Here is a 15,656-nt window from a genome sequence, read left to right on the forward strand (position 1 = left end):
AAGGATGTTGGTGCCTTCCTCGATCTCTTCCTTCAGCCCGTCATAAAGGTCGTCGTGCATCTGCTGCACGAGCTCGTCGTCGGAAAGCTCGGAAAGGATGATCTCGTCGTCGGACATTTTTTCTCGGCGCCAATTGCTCATGAGTGATTTACGGGCCGCCGGCACCTTTTGTCAGAGGTGCCGGCGCAGTTGCTTGCAAGTCTCGGGAGGTGTTTCAGGCGTCCAGCCAGACGTTCTGGAAATCCATTTCGTAGGTCTGGTGCATCGAATAGTTCTTCACCTTCTTGCTCATGTGGCAGTAGAGCTTCTGCCAGAAGGGTTGGATGATGACGCCGGAATCCTGCAGGATCTGCTCGACGTCCTTCATCACTTCCTTGCGCTTGGCGGGATCGGCCAGCGAGAGCGCCTCCTTGAGCTTGGCGTCGAAATCCGGGTTCGCGAACGCCGTCTCATTCCAGGCCTCGCCAGAGCGATAGCCGAGCGCCAGCACCTGGACGCCGAGCGGACGCATGTACCAGATGGTCATCGAATAGGGATACTTCGTCCAGTCGTTCCAGAAGGTCGAGCCCGGCAGCACCGTACGCTTCACCTTGATGCCGGCATCGCGCAACTGGCCGGCGATCGCATCGCCGGTGTTCTTCTGCCATTCGTCCTCGACGGTGATCAACTCATGCTCGAAGTCGGCCTGCCCGGCATCCGCCATCAGCTTCTTGGCGGCGGCGGCATCGCGTGTCTTCTTGGGCAGCGGATAGTATTCGGGATGGATCGGGCTGACGTGGTGGTTCTCGCCAACGGTGCCGCGCCCGGCGTAGCCGAGCTGCATGACGGCATCGTTGTCGACCGCCATCTGCAGCGCATTGCGCACCCGCTGGTCGTCATAGGGCTTGTGGGTGATGTTGGTGCGGGCGACGAGCGTGGTCGCCGTCGCGACCTCCGATTTCACCAAATCCATCTTGTCGAGGGCGTCGATGAAGTCGGCCGGCGTTTCGAAATCGAGGTCGATCTCGCCGGAATCGAAGGCGTTCAGCGTGGCGTTGAAGTCGGTGCCGTAGTCGATGAACTCGACACTGTCGAGCGGCGTTTCGCCACCCCACCATTTGCCGCTCTCGCGACGCTTGACGACCGCCTTCTGGCCGACATCGTAGGATACCAGCTCGAACGCTCCGGTGCCGATCGGCTTCTTGATCGGGTCGGCGCCATCCTTGTCGAAGTCGCGATGCACGACCAGCGCCGGATAGTCGGTGAAGCCCGGTATGATCGCGATATCGGCTTCGCTGAGCTTCAGCTTGACCGTATGGTCATCGACCTTGGTGATTGCGCCATCCCTTGCCTTGCCGGTCTTGGCGTCGACCAACGCGCCGACGCGGGCGGCCATGGAATTGCCGGAAGCCCCCTTCTCGCACCAGCGATTCAGGTTGAAGACCACGTCATCGGCGTTGAAGGCATCGCCATTGTTCCAGGTCACGCCCTTGCGCAGGTGCAGCGTGTATTCGGTGGCGTCGTCGTTGATGTCCCAGCTTTCGAGCAGCACCGGCTCGAAAGTGAACTGGTGCGTGTAGCGGACGAGCGGCTCCAGCCAGCAACGGGTGACGTTCGCCATCTCGGTCCAGTCATAGGTGCGCGGATCCTTCTGCGCCTTGACCGACATCGAGACGTGCAGCGTGCCACCTTTCTTGGGCTCGTCGGCCAGTGCTTCTGTCGGCGCGGCAAGGCCGATCATGCCATAGGCGAACGCCGTCGACGCGCCGAAGGCGCTGGCCAGCGCCAGGAATTCACGCCTGTCCATGCGGCCCGCCCGCGTTTCTTCTGCCATTGCCTCGATGGCGCCCGGCACGCGGTCGCCATTGCTTCTGAAGAGTGCCATTTTTTCCTCCCTTATGGTTCGTCAGGTCTTCGCCTGTTTTACTAACTAACGCTGTCCGGCAGTTTTTCCTCACGCCGCGCGATCAAATCCTTAAGACCCTCGGCGATGCCCTCGTCGAGCTTCGGCTCCTCATAGTCGGCCAGCATGTTGCGCGCCTTCTCACGGCCGCGCGTGTCGTGGTCCTTCGCGCCTTCGGCGTTCCATTGCTCGTACGAATTGAAGTCCATGATCGAGGGCATGAAGAAAGCGGACTCGAAATGTTCGAGCGTGTGCTGGGTGCCGAGGAAATGGCCCTGCGGCCCCACCTCGCGGATCGCCGCCATCGCTTCCTTGAAATCGTCGAAGGGAAGGCCGCCGGCATATTTGTACCAGCCGACAAGCTGCTCGCAGTCGGTGGCGAATTTCGAATAGCCGCAGGTCAGCCCTGCCTCCAGCCATCCGGCCGAGTGCCAGATGTAGTTGGCGCCGGCAAGGATGGCGGCATGCATCAGCATGTTCGCCTCGTAGCCGGCCTGGGCGTCGTTCAATTTGGAGCCGACATGGAAGCCCGAGGTGCGCCACGGCAGTTTATATTTCCTGGCCAGCGCGCCCATCAGATACATCATCTGCGCCGCCTCCGGCGTGCCGCCCATCGGCGCTCCGGTCTTCATGTCGACCGTCACCATGAACTGGCCGTAGATCTGCGGCGAGCCCGGACGCAGCAGCTGGGTGAAGGCGACGCCGGCCAGCGCTTCCGCATTGACCTGCGCCACCGCGCCGACGGCGGAGGCCGAGGTCGAGGCGCCGCACAGAGCGAAGGGGGCGAGGATCAGCGGCTGGTTGCTGCGCGCATAGACCTTCATCGCGTCGAGCATGGTGGCGTCCCACACCAGCGGCGAGTTGCAGTTGGTGATCGCCACCAGGACCGAATTGTCTCGGACATAGTCCTCGCCGAAGACGACGCCGGCCATCGCCATCGTGTCTTCGGCGCGTTCCTTCGACGTCACGATGCCCATGAACGGCTTGTCGGAGTGCTTCAGCGCCGAATGGATGATGTGCAAATGACGCTTCGGCACCGGGATTTCCATCGGCTCGCAGATGACCGAGCTCGACGAGTGCAGCGCCGGCGCCATGTAGGCGAGCTTGTGGAAATTGTTGAGGTCGGCGAGCGAGCCGTAGCGCCTGTTGTTGTCGAGATCGCGGATATAGGGCGCGCCATACATCGGCACGAATATGGAATTCTTGCCGCCGACGCGGACGGTGCGCTCGGGGTTGCGGGCATTGAGCGTGAATTCCGATGGAACCTTCGAGACCAGTTCCATCAAGAGCGCACGGTCGATACGCACGCGCGTTTCGGAGACATCGGCGCCGGCGGCCTTCCACAGGGCGATCGCCTCGTCGTCGCGGAACTCGCAGCCCACCTCTTCGAGGATCGCGAGCGATTCCTGGTGGATCAGTTCCACCGCCTCGTCGGGGACCATCTGATATGCCGGGATCTGGCGCACCAGCGTCGGAAACGAGGCCACGGGAGCGCCCCGTATCGCCTTGCGCCCCAGGCGGCCGCCGCTTCTGCGGTTGGCATGTTCGGTCACTGCAACGGCCGGTGCATTCATGGCAATTCATCCTCCAACAGCCCGTCAACTTAACGAGGCGAAACATCGCTGTGACGCTGGAAAATCCTGATCTCTTGTATAAACTCTGCTTATGCGAAGCCTGCGCCACCTGCTGCCCTCCGCCGGCAGCCTGATCGTCTTCGAGGCGGCCGGCCGGCTGTCGAGCTTCACCGCGGCCGGTCGCGAGCTCGGCATGACGCAGGCGGCCGTGTCCTACGCCGTGCGCGGACTGGAGGAGCAGCTCGGCGCCAAGCTGTTCCAGCGCCGCCATCGCCAGGTTCTCCTGACCGAGGCCGGCGAGCGGTTCCACGCCGACGTCTCGCTCGGCCTTTCCCATATCCGCAAGTCGGCGGAGGATTTGCGCCTGCAGGCGACCGGCGGCCATGTGACGCTTGCCGCCTCGACCGCCTTCGGCTCGTTTTGGATGATGCCGCGCCTGCAGCAGTTCCGCGACGAACTGCCGGGCGTCGATCTGCGCATCCAGACCGCCGATCGCGATCTCGACATCATCGCCGAGGGCATCCCGCTCGGCGTGCGCGGCGGCATGCCGCGCGACTGGCCGGACTATCATTCGATGTCGCTGTCCGACGAGGAGATCTTCCCGGTCGCAGGCCCCAGCTACCTCGCTAAATTCGGCAAGCCGAAAACGGTCGAGGAACTCGCCACGCACCGACTCATCCATCTGGAGGAGCCCTACCGAGAGGCCCCGAACTGGGACGAATGGTTCGCGTCAGCCGGAACCAGCCTGCGCAACGCCGAGCGCGGCTTGCGAATCAATGATTATGCGCTGGTGATCCAGGCGGTGATGGAAGGGCAAGGCATCTCGCTCGGTTGGCGGCATCTGGTCGAGCGCCTCGTGGCATCGGGGCTGCTGGTGCCGGTGACGGATCACGTGCTGACAACCGGCATCGGGTTCTACGTCATCTGGCCAAAGAACCGCGAACTCAGCGACAATGCGCGCAAGGTAAGGGACTGGCTGGTGACACAGGCGTGAGGTCGCCAGCTTCTGCGCGGCAGCGGAGCGCGAGGGGATCGTGACGGTAGCTGTTGCCAACTGTATTCCGCCCCTCCCCCAACGCTGTCGAATCCGCCTATAATCTTCGGATGCCCATCCGCCAGCTTTCCGAAACGATGATCAACCAGATCGCCGCCGGCGAGGTCATCGAGCGTCCGGCGAGCGTGGTGAAGGAACTGGTCGAGAACGCGCTCGATGCCGGGGCGTCCCGCGTCGAGATCGTCACCGCGGGCGGCGGGCTGAACCTGATCCGCGTCACCGACGACGGCTCCGGCATCTCGGAGCGGGAACTGGCGCTGGCAATCGCACGCCACTGCACTTCCAAGCTTTCAGACGACATCCTCGACATCCGCTCACTCGGCTTCCGCGGCGAGGCGCTGCCCTCGATCGGCTCGGTGGCGCGGCTGTCGATCCGCTCGCGCACGGCCGCCGGCGACAGCGCGGCTGAGATCGGCATCGAGGGCGGCCGGGTCTCGGCAGTGAAGCCGGCGGCGGCCAACCGCGGCACCACGGTCGAGGTGCGCGACCTGTTCTTCGCCACGCCCGCACGGCTCAAATTCATGAAGGGCGAGCGGGCCGAAAGCTCGGCGACCAGCGATGTGGTGAAGCGCATCGCCATCGCCTTCCCCGGCGTGCGCTTCACGCTTGCCGGCACCGACCGCTCGACGCTGGAATTGCCGGCGACCGGCGACGATCCGGAGGGCCGGCTGCAACGCGTGGCGCAAGTGATGGGCGCCGAGTTCCCCGACAATGCCATCCCCATCGATGCCACGCGCGATGGCGTGCATCTTGCCGGCCACGTCTCCATTCCATCCTTCACGCGGGCGAACGCGCTGCAGCAATATGCCTATGTCAACGGAAGGCCGGTGCGCGACAAGCTGATCGCCGGCGCAATCCGCGGCGCCTTCGCCGACGTGCTGCCGCGCGACCGCCATGCGGTGACGGTGCTGTTCCTTTCGCTCGATCCGGCGACCGTCGACGTCAATGTCCATCCGGCCAAGGCCGATGTGCGTTTTCGCGATCCGGGCCTGGTGCGTGGGCTGATCGTCGGCGCCATCCGCGAGGCGCTGGCCGGCGCCGGCATCCGCGCCGCGACCACGGGCGCTGCCGGCATGATGGCGGCGTTCCGGCCGGGCAGCGCTCCCTTCGGCCATGGCGGGCCGGCCAATGGCCACCGCAGCTACGAGGCGGCCTACCGCGCATCGGGTTTAGCCGGCTTCGAGCATTCGCCTCAGCGGCCGCTCGACATGGGATATGGCGACGCCCAGCAGCAAAGGACTGGCTTCGGCGAAAACGATCAGGCTGCGTTCGAGACCGGGCCGCTTCACAGCGCCGACGCGCGCGCCAGCCGGGGAGAGCCGGCCGAGACATTGCTCGGCACGGCGCTGGGCGCGGCGCGGGCGCAAGTGCACGAGAATTATATCGTCGCCCAGACCAGGGATTCGCTGGTCATAGTCGACCAGCACGCCGCGCATGAGCGGCTGGTCTACGAGGCCCTGAAGAACGCGCTGCACTCGCGTAGGGTGCCCTCGCAGATGCTTTTGCTGCCGGAGATCGTCGACTTGGCCGAAGAAGACGCCGAGCGGCTGGCCATGCATTCCGAGACGCTGGCCAGATTCGGCCTCGGCCTCGAGCGCTTCGGCCCGGGCGCGGTGGCGGTGCGCGAGACGCCGTCGATCCTCGGCGAAACCAATGTGCAGCAACTGGTGCGCGACCTCGCCGACGAGATCGCCGACAACGACACGGTCGAGACACTGAAGGAGCGGCTGCACCACATCGCGGCGACCATGGCCTGCCATGGCTCGGTGCGTTCGGGGCGGCTGCTGAAGCCCGAAGAGATGAACGCGCTGTTGCGCCAGATGGAGGCGACGCCCGGCTCCGGCACCTGCAACCACGGCCGCCCGACCTATATCGAGCTGAAGCTTGCCGACATCGAGCGGCTGTTCGGGCGGCGGTAGGATCGTACGGCGCAGCCCCGCCCCGCTGCTTCGCGGCGATCCTCCCCACAAGGAGGAGGTAAGCGCGGTGCCCTACCTTGCGGGGAGGTCGGATCGAAGGTCCGGGTGGGGGACATGAAAAGAGCCGCACGATGCGGCTCTTTTCATGACTCGGGAACGCTAGATCCCTGACTTACCGCTTCAAATTCACCACGATGACGCCGCCGAGCGCCAGCGCGCCGCCGAGGATGCCGAGCAGCGTCGGCACTTCGCCCAGCCAGAAAAAGCCGATCAGGGCGGACATCGGCGAGACCAGATAGAGGAAGTTCGAGGCACGCGCAGCCGGCAGGCGCGACAGCGCGGTCGCCCAGGCGGCGTAGGCGATCAGGCTGGGCACGATGCCGAGGTAGATGACGGCGCCGAGACCGGCTGTGTCGGCAACCGCCGCCTGCGAGATCGCTTCCGGCAGGAAGGGCGCCAGGCAGAGTGCGCCGAGCACCATGTTGGAGGCGGCGATGGTCAACGGATGATGGCGGGCAAAGAGCGGCTTCTGGACGATGGTGTTGACGGCCGAGCAGAGCGCGGAACCCAGCACCAAGAGGGCGCCGGTGTTGAAGTGCAGCCCCTGCCCGTCGGCCATGGCGATGATGCCGATGCCAGCGAACGAGATCAGCGTGCCGAGCCAGGCCATGCCCGAAAAGCGCTCGCCGAGCAGCGCCATCGCCATGATGGCGGTGAAGATAGGGCTGACGTTGATGATGAAGCCGGCGGCGCCCGCCGACACGGTCAGCTCACCGAAATTGAGCATCGCCGTGTAAAGCGCGACGAAGATGGCGCCGCCGAAGCCGAAGCGCCACAACTCGTCGACCTTGGGCAGCGCCGGGCGCTTGACAGCCAGGAAGATCGCCGCCGGCACGGCGGCGATGGCAAAACGCAGCGCGCCGAGCTCCAGCGGCTGGAAGGCCGCGAGGCCTGCACGGATCGCCGGGAAGGCGGAAGCCCAGCCGACCACTGTGAGCGCGACCGCGATGACCGCCGTGGTGTCCATTCGCTGTGTCTGATTCAACGTACCGGCATAGGCGGTCATCGCTATATCCTCGTTGCTTGGCTCCATGGGGCTAGAAGACCGCATCAACCGTCGATTGACAAACGACCAATTCGAGGGTCACCTGTGAGCATGGATCACAGCTCGAACCAGTTACTCCCGTTGGAGACCTTGCGCGCTTTCGATGCTGCGGCGCGAACGGGGAGCTTTTCGGCGGCGGCCGAGAGGCTGAACCTCACCCACGGCGCCATCAGCCGGCAGATCGCCAAGCTGGAGGACTGGCTGGGGCTGAAAGTGTTCGAGCGCAACGCGCGCGGCGTGACGCTGACCAATGAGGGCAACCGGCTGCATCTGAGAACCACCGAGGCCTTCGCGCTGATCTCGGTCAATTCCGACCGCTGGGTGGAGCCGCGCGGCACCGCGGTCGTGCGGCTGGCCTCGATCCCCTCGGTCAGCGGCCTGTGGCTGATGCCGCGCATGGCGGCGCTCGAGAACAGCCCGACCCGGCTGCGCATCGTGCTCGATGTCGACAACCGCCAGGCGGACCTCGCCGACGAAGGCATCGACCTTTCGGTGCGTTGCGGGCGCGGTCGCATTCCCGGTCGCGTCTCGGTGCAGCTGTTCGAGGAGCACATCTTCCCGATCGCTTCGCCGGAACTGGCGGAGGAAATAGGGCACGGCGACCCTGCCCGGCTGCTCAAGTTCCCGCTGATCAACGATTCCGACGCATCCGCCTGGCGCGCCTGGCTCGCGGCGCAGGATATCGACTACCGCCCTCGTCCACAGGATCGACGCTTCGAAGATTACAATCTGGTGCTCGACGCTGCGGCGCACGGGTTGGGCATCGCGCTGGCGCGGCCGCCACTGACGCAGGTGCAACTCAAGACGGGCCGGATCGTCGCCGTCGATGACCGCACCGCGCTCAATCCGGTGTCCTACTGGCTCGACCGGCCCGTCGGCCGCCCGCGCGCCGCCGCGGCAGACCTTGCGCGGCGCATTGCGGCACAGGCAGGCCTTGCGACTGAAAAACTCGAAGCCTTCCTGCAGGACGACGCGTAGAGCCGGTCAGACCCGGTCAGCGAAGCAGCAACAGCGCGATGGTGGTGATCGTCGCCGAGAGCAGCGCCGTTAAGATCGACATCATCCACAGCGGCAGCTGGCTGGGTTGCGACGATCGAGCGCTACCCGGTCGGGCGGCTGCGCCACGTGGCCTAGGCGCGTTGGAATTGGCAGCAACCAGCACTGAAGAGGAAACCGCGATCGTGGACACAGGCAATGACGGTGCCGCCGCAGCCCTCGTCATGCTGTCCGCTATCGCCGTCTGAGGCGAGGTCGGGCCGCGCGAAGCCTTTTCGGCTTCCGCCGCCGCCTTGCCTGGCCGAACGCCCGCCGAGGCACGATCCGCTTCCGGTTCCATGACCGCCCTGTAGGCATCCTCGATCTGGTCGGAAGACAGGCGTTGAGTCGCGTGGGCGGGCGACCTCGGCAACGAGCCGTTGAAAGCCTGGGCGGCGAACTGGGCCGAAGTGGCGGCCGACGGTGCCGGCGGTTGGACAAGCGCCTTGACCAGCGCCGCGGTTGCCGGATCGGCCTTGGCCGTTGGCACCGGCTGCGGCGTGAGCGCCTCCTTCAGCAGCGATGTCAGGCGGGTGGAGGAAATGTCCATGCCGGTTCCCATCAACCATTATGCTGATCGAGCGATACTCCACGAGCATTGCGTCAAGCTTGACCTTGCCTGCGATTTGTGGCGATTGAATCTCATGAACCCAAGCGTCATTTCATGATGAACCGTTTTGAAGGCCCGGGCGGCAAGGAAGCCCGCATCCGCTATCTCGACGGCGACTTCCAGGTCACCAGTCCAGGCGCATTCGTGCGCTGTGCGGTGACGGGCGAGAGCATTCCGCTGGATGAGCTCAAATACTGGAGCGTCGCCCGGCAGGAGCCCTACGTGAACGCCACCGCCTCGCTGCGCCGCGAGATCGAGATGCACCCGGAGCTGCGCAGCCGAAAGTAGGTCTTATCATCCCCGCAGCTTGCGCTGTCGCCAGGCATCCAGCGTCTCGTCGATGATGCGTTCGGGCGCATGGTCGAGCTCGAAGACGGCGTCAATCTCCAGTACGTCGAGCTGCTCCAGGAACTCTTGCGACGCGCCATGGCGCAGCCGGGCGGCGTCCTTGGCGGTGGTCGCCAGGCGAAGCCCATCGCGCTTGGCGGTCGCCGCCAGTTCGGCAAGCTCGTCCTCGGCGTAGAAATGATGGTCGGGGAAGGATTTGGCGAGCACGACCTCGCCGCCGGCCTCGCTCAGCGTGCGGAAGAACTTATCGGGATGGCCGATGCCGGCGAAAGCGAGAAAGCGCTTGCCGGCGAAGCGCTTGCGGGCGCGAGGCTCGGTATGCGCCTCGAAGATCGGCCGCCCGGCGCGCGCCGCCTGGCGCACCACCGCGTCGGCGGCCGTCCCCTCGCCCATCTTGAGCAGCGCGCTGGTGAAGACCAGCTGGTCGACGATGTTTGCTCGCAGCGGTCCGCCCGGGATGACGCGGCCATTGCCGATGCCGTAGCGGGCGTCGACGACCACCAGCGCGAAGTCGATATGGAGGCGCGCGCTCTGGAAGCCGTCGTCCATGATGAGGAAGTCGCAGCCGAGCTTTTCCTTCAGCAGCCTGGCGCCGGCGGCACGGTTCGGCGTCACCGCCACCGGCGCATGCTCGGCCAAAAGCAGCGGCTCGTCGCCGACGTGTTTGGCGGCGTCGTGATGCGCATCGACGATGTGCGGCTCACCGAAGGAGCCGCCGTGGCCGCGCGACAGGAAGCCGGGATTGAGCTGCATGCGCTTGGCTTGCCTGGCGAGCGCGATCGCCACAGGCGTCTTGCCGGTGCCGCCGACGGTGAAGTTGCCGACGCACAGCACCGGCGCCTCGACCTTTTCGCGCGGTGCCCGCCGCATGCGGCGGCCGGCGACGAGCGCATAGGCCGCCGACAGCGGCGACAGCGCCAGAACGCGCCAGTCCGGTTTTTCCCACCAGAAGGGCGGTGCTTCGGAGGTCACGCTACCTCCCGTCTGCGCCCTTCAGGCGCGACTTGACGATCAGCGGCTGGATGTAGGGCTCCAGCGACTTCAGCGTGCGTGCCAGCGCGCCGCGCATCTCGTCGACGGTGGCCGCTCCCGCCGCCATCATCTCATGGCGCGCCACCTCGTTGGTCAGCAGGAAATTGACGGCGCCGGCCAGCATGTCGCGGTCGCGCACCAGCTTGGCGCCGCCGCTGTCGAGCAGGCGCTGATAGGCCTCGCGGAAGTTCTGCACGTTGCGGCCGGCGAGCACCGCCGTCTCCAGCATCGCCGGCTCGAGCGGGTTCTGGCCGCCCTCGGAGGTCAGCGAGCGGCCGACGAAGGCGATTTCCGTCAGCCGCAGGTAGAGACCCATCTCGCCGATCGTGTCGCCGAGCAGGATGTCGGTGTCGGCCGTGATCCTGTCGCCCTTGCTGCGGCGGGCGAGCTTCAGGCCCATGGCGGAAATCTGCGCGGAAAGCGCTTCGGCGCGATCGGGGTGGCGCGGCACGATGATGGTGAGCAAGCCGTGGTGGCGCCGGTGCAAGGTCGCATGCACCTCAGCCGCCACCACCTCCTCGCCGTCATGGGTCGAGATCGCCGCCCAGGTCGGCCGTTCGCCGATCTGCCGCTTCAGCGAGGCGAGCGCGCGCTCGTCGACCGGCGGCGGCGCGGTATCGACCTTGAGGTTGCCAGACACCGTCACAGGCCGAGCGCCGAGCGTGCGGAAGCGCTCGCCGTCGACATCCGACTGGGCAACGACATGGGCAAGGTTCTCGAACAGGGCCTCGGCGATGTTGGCGCGCTTCTTCCACGACGTGAAGGAGCGGTCGGACAGCCTGCCGTTGACCAGCACCTGCGGCACGCGGCGGGCGCCGAGTTCCAGCATGGTCATCGGCCAGATCTCCGATTCGGCGATGATCGCGAGGTCCGGCCGCCAATGGTCGAGGAAGCGGCTGACGGCGGGCTTCAGGTCAAGCGGCACGTATTGATGGATGATGCGGTCACCCAACCGCTCGTCGGCGACCTGCGCGGAGGTGACTGTGCCGGTGGTGAGCACGATGTTGACGCCATAGTCGAGGATGCTCTTGACCAGCGGCACGACGGCGATCGTCTCGCCGACGCTGGCCGCATGGATCCAGATCACCGGTCCTTCCGGACGCGGGCGGCCGGCGACACCGTAGCGCTCGCGCCGGCGCACGCGATCTTCCTTGCCCCTGGAGGTGCGCCAGGCGACATAGGGGCCGATCAGCGGATAGGCCGCGGCGCCCGCGTAGCGGTAGGCCGACAGCATGGCGCGCGCCCAGCGCTCGCTCATTTCGAACCGTCCACGAGGCGATAGGCCTCGGCAGTTGCGGCGTTGATCGCGTCGGTGACTTCCTGGCGCTTGCGTTCCATCTCGGCGTCGTCGGCATCGGCCGGCACGAATACCGGCGGCCCGACGATAACCGCTGAGCGGCCGAAAGGCAGGTTTATGGTGGTTTTATCCCAGCTTTTTTCAAGCACCTTGCGGCGGCTGGTGGCGATCGCCGAAGGCAGGATCGGCCGGCCGGACAGCCGCGCCAGAAGCACGACGCCCATCCCGGCGTCGCGCGGCGTGCCATGCGGAATGTCGGCGATCATGGCCACATTCTTATCGGCGGCGAGCGATTTCTTCAGGGCAATCAAAGCCTTGGCGCCACCCTTGTCGAGATGCCTCGTACTGTCGCGGCCACCGGAGCCGCGCACCGCCTCGATGCCGAACTTCTCAAGCATCAACGCGTTGAGCTCGGCATCCGCGCTGCGCGAGACCATGGCGACCAGCTTCCGGCCTTTCGGGTAATAGGCGGGCGTCAGCAGGTGCTGGCCGTGCCAGAGCGCGATGATACCGGGCTCTAGATGCGCGTAGGCGCCGCCGGCGACCTGAGTCGACCCCTTGACCAGCGGGCTGGTCAGGCGAACCAGACGGACAAAATTGGCGAACAGGCCGGCGATGAAGCTTTTGACGAACCGCGACTGCGCCAGCGGCTCGCGAATCCTGCGCCAGAGCGTCTTGCCGCCACGCCTGACCGTATGGGCGGGCTGCCCCTTCACCGCTTCATGCTCCAACGGTGTCAACCGGCGGCCTTCACGTCTGGGTCGAGCAGCCGGTGCAGGTGAACGACGAAATAGCGCATATGGGCATTGTCGACGCTGGCCTGCGCCTTGGCTTTCCAGGCCGAGTGCGCGGACTGATAGTCGGGATAGATGCCGACGATGTCGAGTCCGTCGAGGTCGCGGAATTCGGTTCCGCCGAGCTTCTTCAACTCGCCACCAAATACCAGGTGCAAAAGCTGTTTCTTTCCGTCTTCCACGGCCATGTCGGTCCTTCACATATCGTGAGTTTGCAAAGGTCTAGACCAAAGCCGCCGACTTTGGAACCTTTGATGATGGTTCAACTTTCCAGCCCGGCGATGACGCCGGCAAGCACGTCGAGCAGCTTGCCGCTGCCGGCGGCCAGCGCGCCGTGGTGGATCACCGCGCCGGCATAGCGCGGCGGCCGGCCTTGTCTGTCGAGCAAGGCGCCGCCCGCCTCGCGCAGGATGAGGTCGGCGGCGGCGATGTCCCAGTCATGCGCGTTGGGCTTGACGAAGGTGGCGTCGAGCTTGCCGGCGGCGATCATCGCCAGCCGGTAGGCGAGCGATGGAACATAGGGCATGCGGTGCAACCGGCCCTGCCACGCCTCCGGCAGCAGGTCGACAAGCGGCTTCGGGCCGCCGATATCCACATTGTCCGCCAGCGCGCGCACGCGGATCCGCTCGCCGTTGAGGAAGGCGCCTTCGCCAGGCAGCGCCCAGTAGGTCTCATGCTTGGCCGGGCATTCGAGGACGCCGGCCAGCGTCACCCCGTTTTCCACCACCGCGACGCTCACGCACCAGGAGTGCAGGCCATCGAGAAAACCACGCGTGCCGTCGATCGGGTCAACGACGAAGGTGCGGTGCGCGGCAAGCCTGGCATGGTCGTCGGCGGTTTCCTCCGATAGCCAGCCGTAACCCGGCCGCGCCTTGAGCAAGGTCTGGCGAAGAAAGGCGTCGGCCGCGTGGTCGGCCTCGCTGACCGGCGAAGTGCCACCCTTCATCCAGACTTGCGGGTTGTTGCCGAAATAGCGCATGGCGATCGCGCCCGCCTCGCGGGCGGCGTCGCGCAGCAGAGCGAGGTCCTCGCGGGCCCCGGTCAGGACGGTCGGATCAGGCGCCGGCAAGGGTCATGCCTTCGATGAGCAGCGTCGGCGCCGCGGTGCCGAAATTGCGGTCGAGGTCGCTCGCCGGCACCATATTGAGGAACATGGTCTTCAGATTGGAGGCAATCGTCACTTCGGCGACCGGATAGGTGAGCTCGCCATTCTCGATCCAGAATCCGGAGGCGCCGCGGCTGTATTCGCCGGTCACCATGTCGACGCCCTGGCCAAAGACTTCAGTGACATAGAAGCCGCGCTTCAGCGACTTGATGAGGTCTTCCGGCGTCCGCTCGCCCGGCTCGATGGCGAGATTGGTCGAGGACGGCGAGACCGAGGAGCCGCTGCGCGAGCCGCGTCCGTTGGTGACAAGGCCGAGCTCACGCGCGGCCGAGGTCGACAGGAACCAGTGGTTGAGCACGCCCTTGTCCACCATCAGCAGTTTCTCGCCCTCGACGCCTTCGCCGTCAAAGGGGCGCGAGGCCTGGCCGCGGCGCCTCAGCGGCTCGTCGGTGACGGTGATCGCCGCCGCGGCGACCTGCTTGCCCATCATCTCGCGCAGGAAACTGGTCTTGCGCGCCACCGCGGCGCCATTGATGGCGCCGGCGAGATGGCCAGCGATGCCGCGCGCGACGCGCGGATCGAACACGACGTCGACCGGTCCGGTCGCCGCCTTGCGAGCGCCGAGGCGGCGCACGGCGCGCTCGCCGGCCTTGCGGCCGATCTCTTCGGGCGCATCGAGATCGGCGAAATGCTGGCGCGACGAGAACTCATAGTCGCGCTCCATGCCGGTGCCCTCGCCGGCAATGACACTGGTCGAGCGCGAGAAGCGCGAGGCGACATACTGGCCGACGAAACCGTGCGAGGTGGCAAGCACCAGGCCGCCCAGCCCGGCGCTGGCGCCGCTGCCGGCCGAATTGGTGACGCCCTTGACGGCGAGTGCGGCCGCTTCCGCCGCAAGTGCCGCCTCCTTCAACGCATCGGCCGAAACCTCGGTGGCGTCGAAGAGGTCGAGGTCGCGGGGCTTGCCGGCCAGAAGGGCAGGATCGGCAAGGCCCTGATAGGGATCCTCGGGCGATACCCTGGCCATGGCGACGGCGCGTTCAGCCAGCGCCCTGGGGTCCGAGGCCGAGGTCGCCGAAACGCTCGCCACCCGCTGGCCGACGAAGACGCGCAGCGAGACATCCTCGCTCTCCGACGATTCGGTGCCCTCGACCTTGCCCAGCCGCACCGAAACGCCCGCGGAGCGACCACGCACCGCGACAGCGTCGGCGGCATCGGCGCCGGCGCGCCTTGCAGCCTCGACCAGGGCCGCGACGCGGTCGGTCAGTTTTGCTGCGTCGAGCTTGTCGGTCATGCACTTGATCCTGTTTCTTCGCCGTGGTTGGGAAGCTGCCGCACCATCTATTGTTCCCCTGCCGCTTGTGCAATGGCGGAAGGACAATCACAGTGCCGCGACCAAATCGCACCCGAACCGGCCGAAACCACCGCCCAATGCATCGCCAAACTGCCAGGAGCCTTCGCCATGACGCCTTTCCATCTCGCCTTTCCGGTGCGTGATCTCGATGAAACCCGCGCTTTCTATGGCGAGGTGCTGGGCTGCGCCATCGGTCGCTCCTCGGCGAGCTGGGTGGATTTCGATCTCTTCGGCCACCAAATGTCGGCGCATTTGCGGCCGCAGGCATCAGTGGCGGCGCACGAGGGCAAGGTCGACGGTGTCGCGGTGCCGATTCCGCATTTCGGCGCGGTGCTGCTGATGGACGAATGGGAGCGGCTGGCAGCCAGGCTGGAAGCGCGATCCGACATAGACTGGCTGGAGCGCCCGATGGTGCGCTTCAAGGGCGAGCCCGGCGAGCAAGCGACGCTGTTCATCCGCGACCCCTCCGGCAATGCCCTGGAATTCAAGGGCTTCCGTTCGCTGGAGCAGATCTTCGCGCATTGAGCCGATCGGGCCACGCCACAAG

Annotated in this window: 15 protein-coding genes and 1 pseudogene; 5 read left to right on the forward strand and 11 right to left on the reverse strand. The window is 66.0% G+C overall.

The window, feature by feature from the left end:
• The 3 genes and pseudogenes from EN857_RS35840 to EN857_RS24865 all read right to left on the reverse strand — a co-directional run.
• Positions 1-117: pseudogene (locus EN857_RS35840) on the reverse strand (cobalamin-binding protein); the annotation flags it as partial.
• A 97-nt stretch (positions 118-214) separates the two neighbouring features.
• Entirely contained in the window at positions 215-1,864 is a 1,650-nt protein-coding gene (locus EN857_RS24860) for an ABC transporter substrate-binding protein (RefSeq protein WP_128346880.1), read from the reverse strand.
• 41 nt (positions 1,865-1,905) lie between these two features.
• Complete coding sequence (locus EN857_RS24865; protein ID WP_127391777.1) at positions 1,906-3,456, reverse strand: trimethylamine methyltransferase family protein; 1,551 nt, start codon at positions 3,454-3,456, stop codon at positions 1,906-1,908.
• Between the two features lie 91 nt (positions 3,457-3,547).
• Between EN857_RS24865 and EN857_RS24870 the strand changes: the two genes are divergently transcribed.
• Positions 3,548-4,450: a LysR substrate-binding domain-containing protein gene (locus EN857_RS24870; protein ID WP_127391776.1), complete on the forward strand. Its 903-nt coding sequence runs from the start codon at positions 3,548-3,550 to the stop codon at positions 4,448-4,450.
• 110 nt (positions 4,451-4,560) lie between these two features.
• Positions 4,561-6,429 carry a DNA mismatch repair endonuclease MutL gene (mutL, locus tag EN857_RS24875; protein WP_127391775.1) on the forward strand — a complete coding sequence of 623 codons (1,869 nt, stop codon included), beginning with the start codon at positions 4,561-4,563 and terminating at the stop codon, positions 6,427-6,429.
• A 172-nt stretch (positions 6,430-6,601) separates the two neighbouring features.
• Here the strand turns inward: mutL and EN857_RS24880 are convergent, their stop codons facing one another.
• Entirely contained in the window at positions 6,602-7,495 is an 894-nt protein-coding gene (locus tag EN857_RS24880) for a DMT family transporter (RefSeq protein ID WP_127391774.1), read from the reverse strand.
• Positions 7,496-7,585: 90 nt separating this feature from the next.
• Between EN857_RS24880 and EN857_RS24885 the strand changes: the two genes are divergently transcribed.
• On the forward strand, positions 7,586-8,512 hold the full coding sequence (locus tag EN857_RS24885) for a LysR family transcriptional regulator (protein WP_135859292.1): 927 nt from the start codon (positions 7,586-7,588) through the stop codon (positions 8,510-8,512).
• 16 nt (positions 8,513-8,528) lie between these two features.
• Here the strand turns inward: EN857_RS24885 and EN857_RS24890 are convergent, their stop codons facing one another.
• Entirely contained in the window at positions 8,529-9,119 is a 591-nt protein-coding gene (locus tag EN857_RS24890; protein ID WP_127391772.1) for a hypothetical protein, read from the reverse strand.
• A gap of 114 nt (positions 9,120-9,233) precedes the next feature.
• On the opposite strand from EN857_RS24890, the gene EN857_RS24895 reads away from it, so the two are divergent.
• Entirely contained in the window at positions 9,234-9,467 is a 234-nt protein-coding gene (locus EN857_RS24895) for a DUF2093 domain-containing protein (RefSeq protein ID WP_127285849.1), read from the forward strand.
• 6 nt (positions 9,468-9,473) lie between these two features.
• On the opposite strand, the gene lpxK is transcribed toward EN857_RS24895, so the two are convergent.
• From lpxK to EN857_RS24925, 6 genes are all read right to left on the reverse strand, one after another.
• On the reverse strand, positions 9,474-10,499 hold the full coding sequence (gene lpxK / locus EN857_RS24900) for a tetraacyldisaccharide 4'-kinase (protein ID WP_127391771.1): 1,026 nt from the start codon (positions 10,497-10,499) through the stop codon (positions 9,474-9,476).
• Between the two features lies 1 nt (position 10,500).
• The gene (gene waaA / locus EN857_RS24905) at positions 10,501-11,817 is read right to left on the reverse strand and encodes a lipid IV(A) 3-deoxy-D-manno-octulosonic acid transferase (RefSeq protein ID WP_127391770.1); all 1,317 of its coding nucleotides are present in this window, start codon (positions 11,815-11,817) and stop codon (positions 10,501-10,503) included.
• A complete protein-coding gene (locus EN857_RS24910; protein WP_245478410.1) occupies positions 11,814-12,572 on the reverse strand; it encodes a lysophospholipid acyltransferase family protein in 759 nt (252 codons plus the stop codon). The genes waaA and EN857_RS24910 overlap by 4 nt, the downstream gene beginning before the upstream one ends.
• Before the next feature lie 20 nt (positions 12,573-12,592).
• Positions 12,593-12,838 carry a DUF4170 domain-containing protein gene (locus EN857_RS24915; protein ID WP_127285845.1) on the reverse strand — a complete coding sequence of 82 codons (246 nt, stop codon included), beginning with the start codon at positions 12,836-12,838 and terminating at the stop codon, positions 12,593-12,595.
• 74 nt (positions 12,839-12,912) lie between these two features.
• On the reverse strand, positions 12,913-13,719 hold the full coding sequence (locus tag EN857_RS24920; RefSeq protein WP_127391768.1) for a 3'(2'),5'-bisphosphate nucleotidase CysQ: 807 nt from the start codon (positions 13,717-13,719) through the stop codon (positions 12,913-12,915).
• Positions 13,706-15,049 (reverse strand): TldD/PmbA family protein, encoded by a 1,344-nt coding sequence (locus EN857_RS24925; RefSeq protein ID WP_127391767.1) that lies wholly within the window; start codon positions 15,047-15,049, stop codon positions 13,706-13,708. Before EN857_RS24925 ends, EN857_RS24920 begins: the two co-directional genes overlap by 14 nt.
• 168 nt (positions 15,050-15,217) lie before the next feature.
• Between EN857_RS24925 and EN857_RS24930 the strand changes: the two genes are divergently transcribed.
• Entirely contained in the window at positions 15,218-15,634 is a 417-nt protein-coding gene (locus tag EN857_RS24930) for a VOC family protein (RefSeq protein ID WP_127391766.1), read from the forward strand.
• Positions 15,635-15,656 lie beyond the last annotated feature (22 nt).

Origin of the sequence: Mesorhizobium sp. M4B.F.Ca.ET.214.01.1.1, from assembly GCF_004791545.1 — a bacterium.
GTDB classification, from domain to species: domain Bacteria; phylum Pseudomonadota; class Alphaproteobacteria; order Rhizobiales; family Rhizobiaceae; genus Mesorhizobium; species Mesorhizobium abyssinicae.

Excerpts from the sequence above, each read along its gene's own strand:
- EN857_RS24860 (WP_128346880.1), bottom strand. The coding sequence starts at position 1,864 with ATGGCACTCTTCAGAAGCAATGGCGACCGCGTGCCGGGCGCCATCGAG.
- EN857_RS24865 (WP_127391777.1), bottom strand. The coding sequence starts at position 3,456 with ATGAATGCACCGGCCGTTGCAGTGACCGAACATGCCAACCGCAGAAGC.
- EN857_RS24870 (WP_127391776.1), top strand. The coding sequence starts at position 3,548 with ATGCGAAGCCTGCGCCACCTGCTGCCCTCCGCCGGCAGCCTGATCGTC.
- mutL (WP_127391775.1), top strand. The coding sequence starts at position 4,561 with ATGCCCATCCGCCAGCTTTCCGAAACGATGATCAACCAGATCGCCGCC.
- EN857_RS24880 (WP_127391774.1), bottom strand. The coding sequence starts at position 7,495 with ATGACCGCCTATGCCGGTACGTTGAATCAGACACAGCGAATGGACACC.
- EN857_RS24885 (WP_135859292.1), top strand. The coding sequence starts at position 7,586 with ATGGATCACAGCTCGAACCAGTTACTCCCGTTGGAGACCTTGCGCGCT.
- EN857_RS24890 (WP_127391772.1), bottom strand. The coding sequence starts at position 9,119 with ATGGACATTTCCTCCACCCGCCTGACATCGCTGCTGAAGGAGGCGCTC.
- EN857_RS24895 (WP_127285849.1), top strand. The coding sequence starts at position 9,234 with ATGATGAACCGTTTTGAAGGCCCGGGCGGCAAGGAAGCCCGCATCCGC.
- waaA (WP_127391770.1), bottom strand. The coding sequence starts at position 11,817 with ATGAGCGAGCGCTGGGCGCGCGCCATGCTGTCGGCCTACCGCTACGCG.
- EN857_RS24915 (WP_127285845.1), bottom strand. The coding sequence starts at position 12,838 with ATGGCCGTGGAAGACGGAAAGAAACAGCTTTTGCACCTGGTATTTGGT.
- EN857_RS24925 (WP_127391767.1), bottom strand. The coding sequence starts at position 15,049 with ATGACCGACAAGCTCGACGCAGCAAAACTGACCGACCGCGTCGCGGCC.
- EN857_RS24930 (WP_127391766.1), top strand. The coding sequence starts at position 15,218 with ATGACGCCTTTCCATCTCGCCTTTCCGGTGCGTGATCTCGATGAAACC.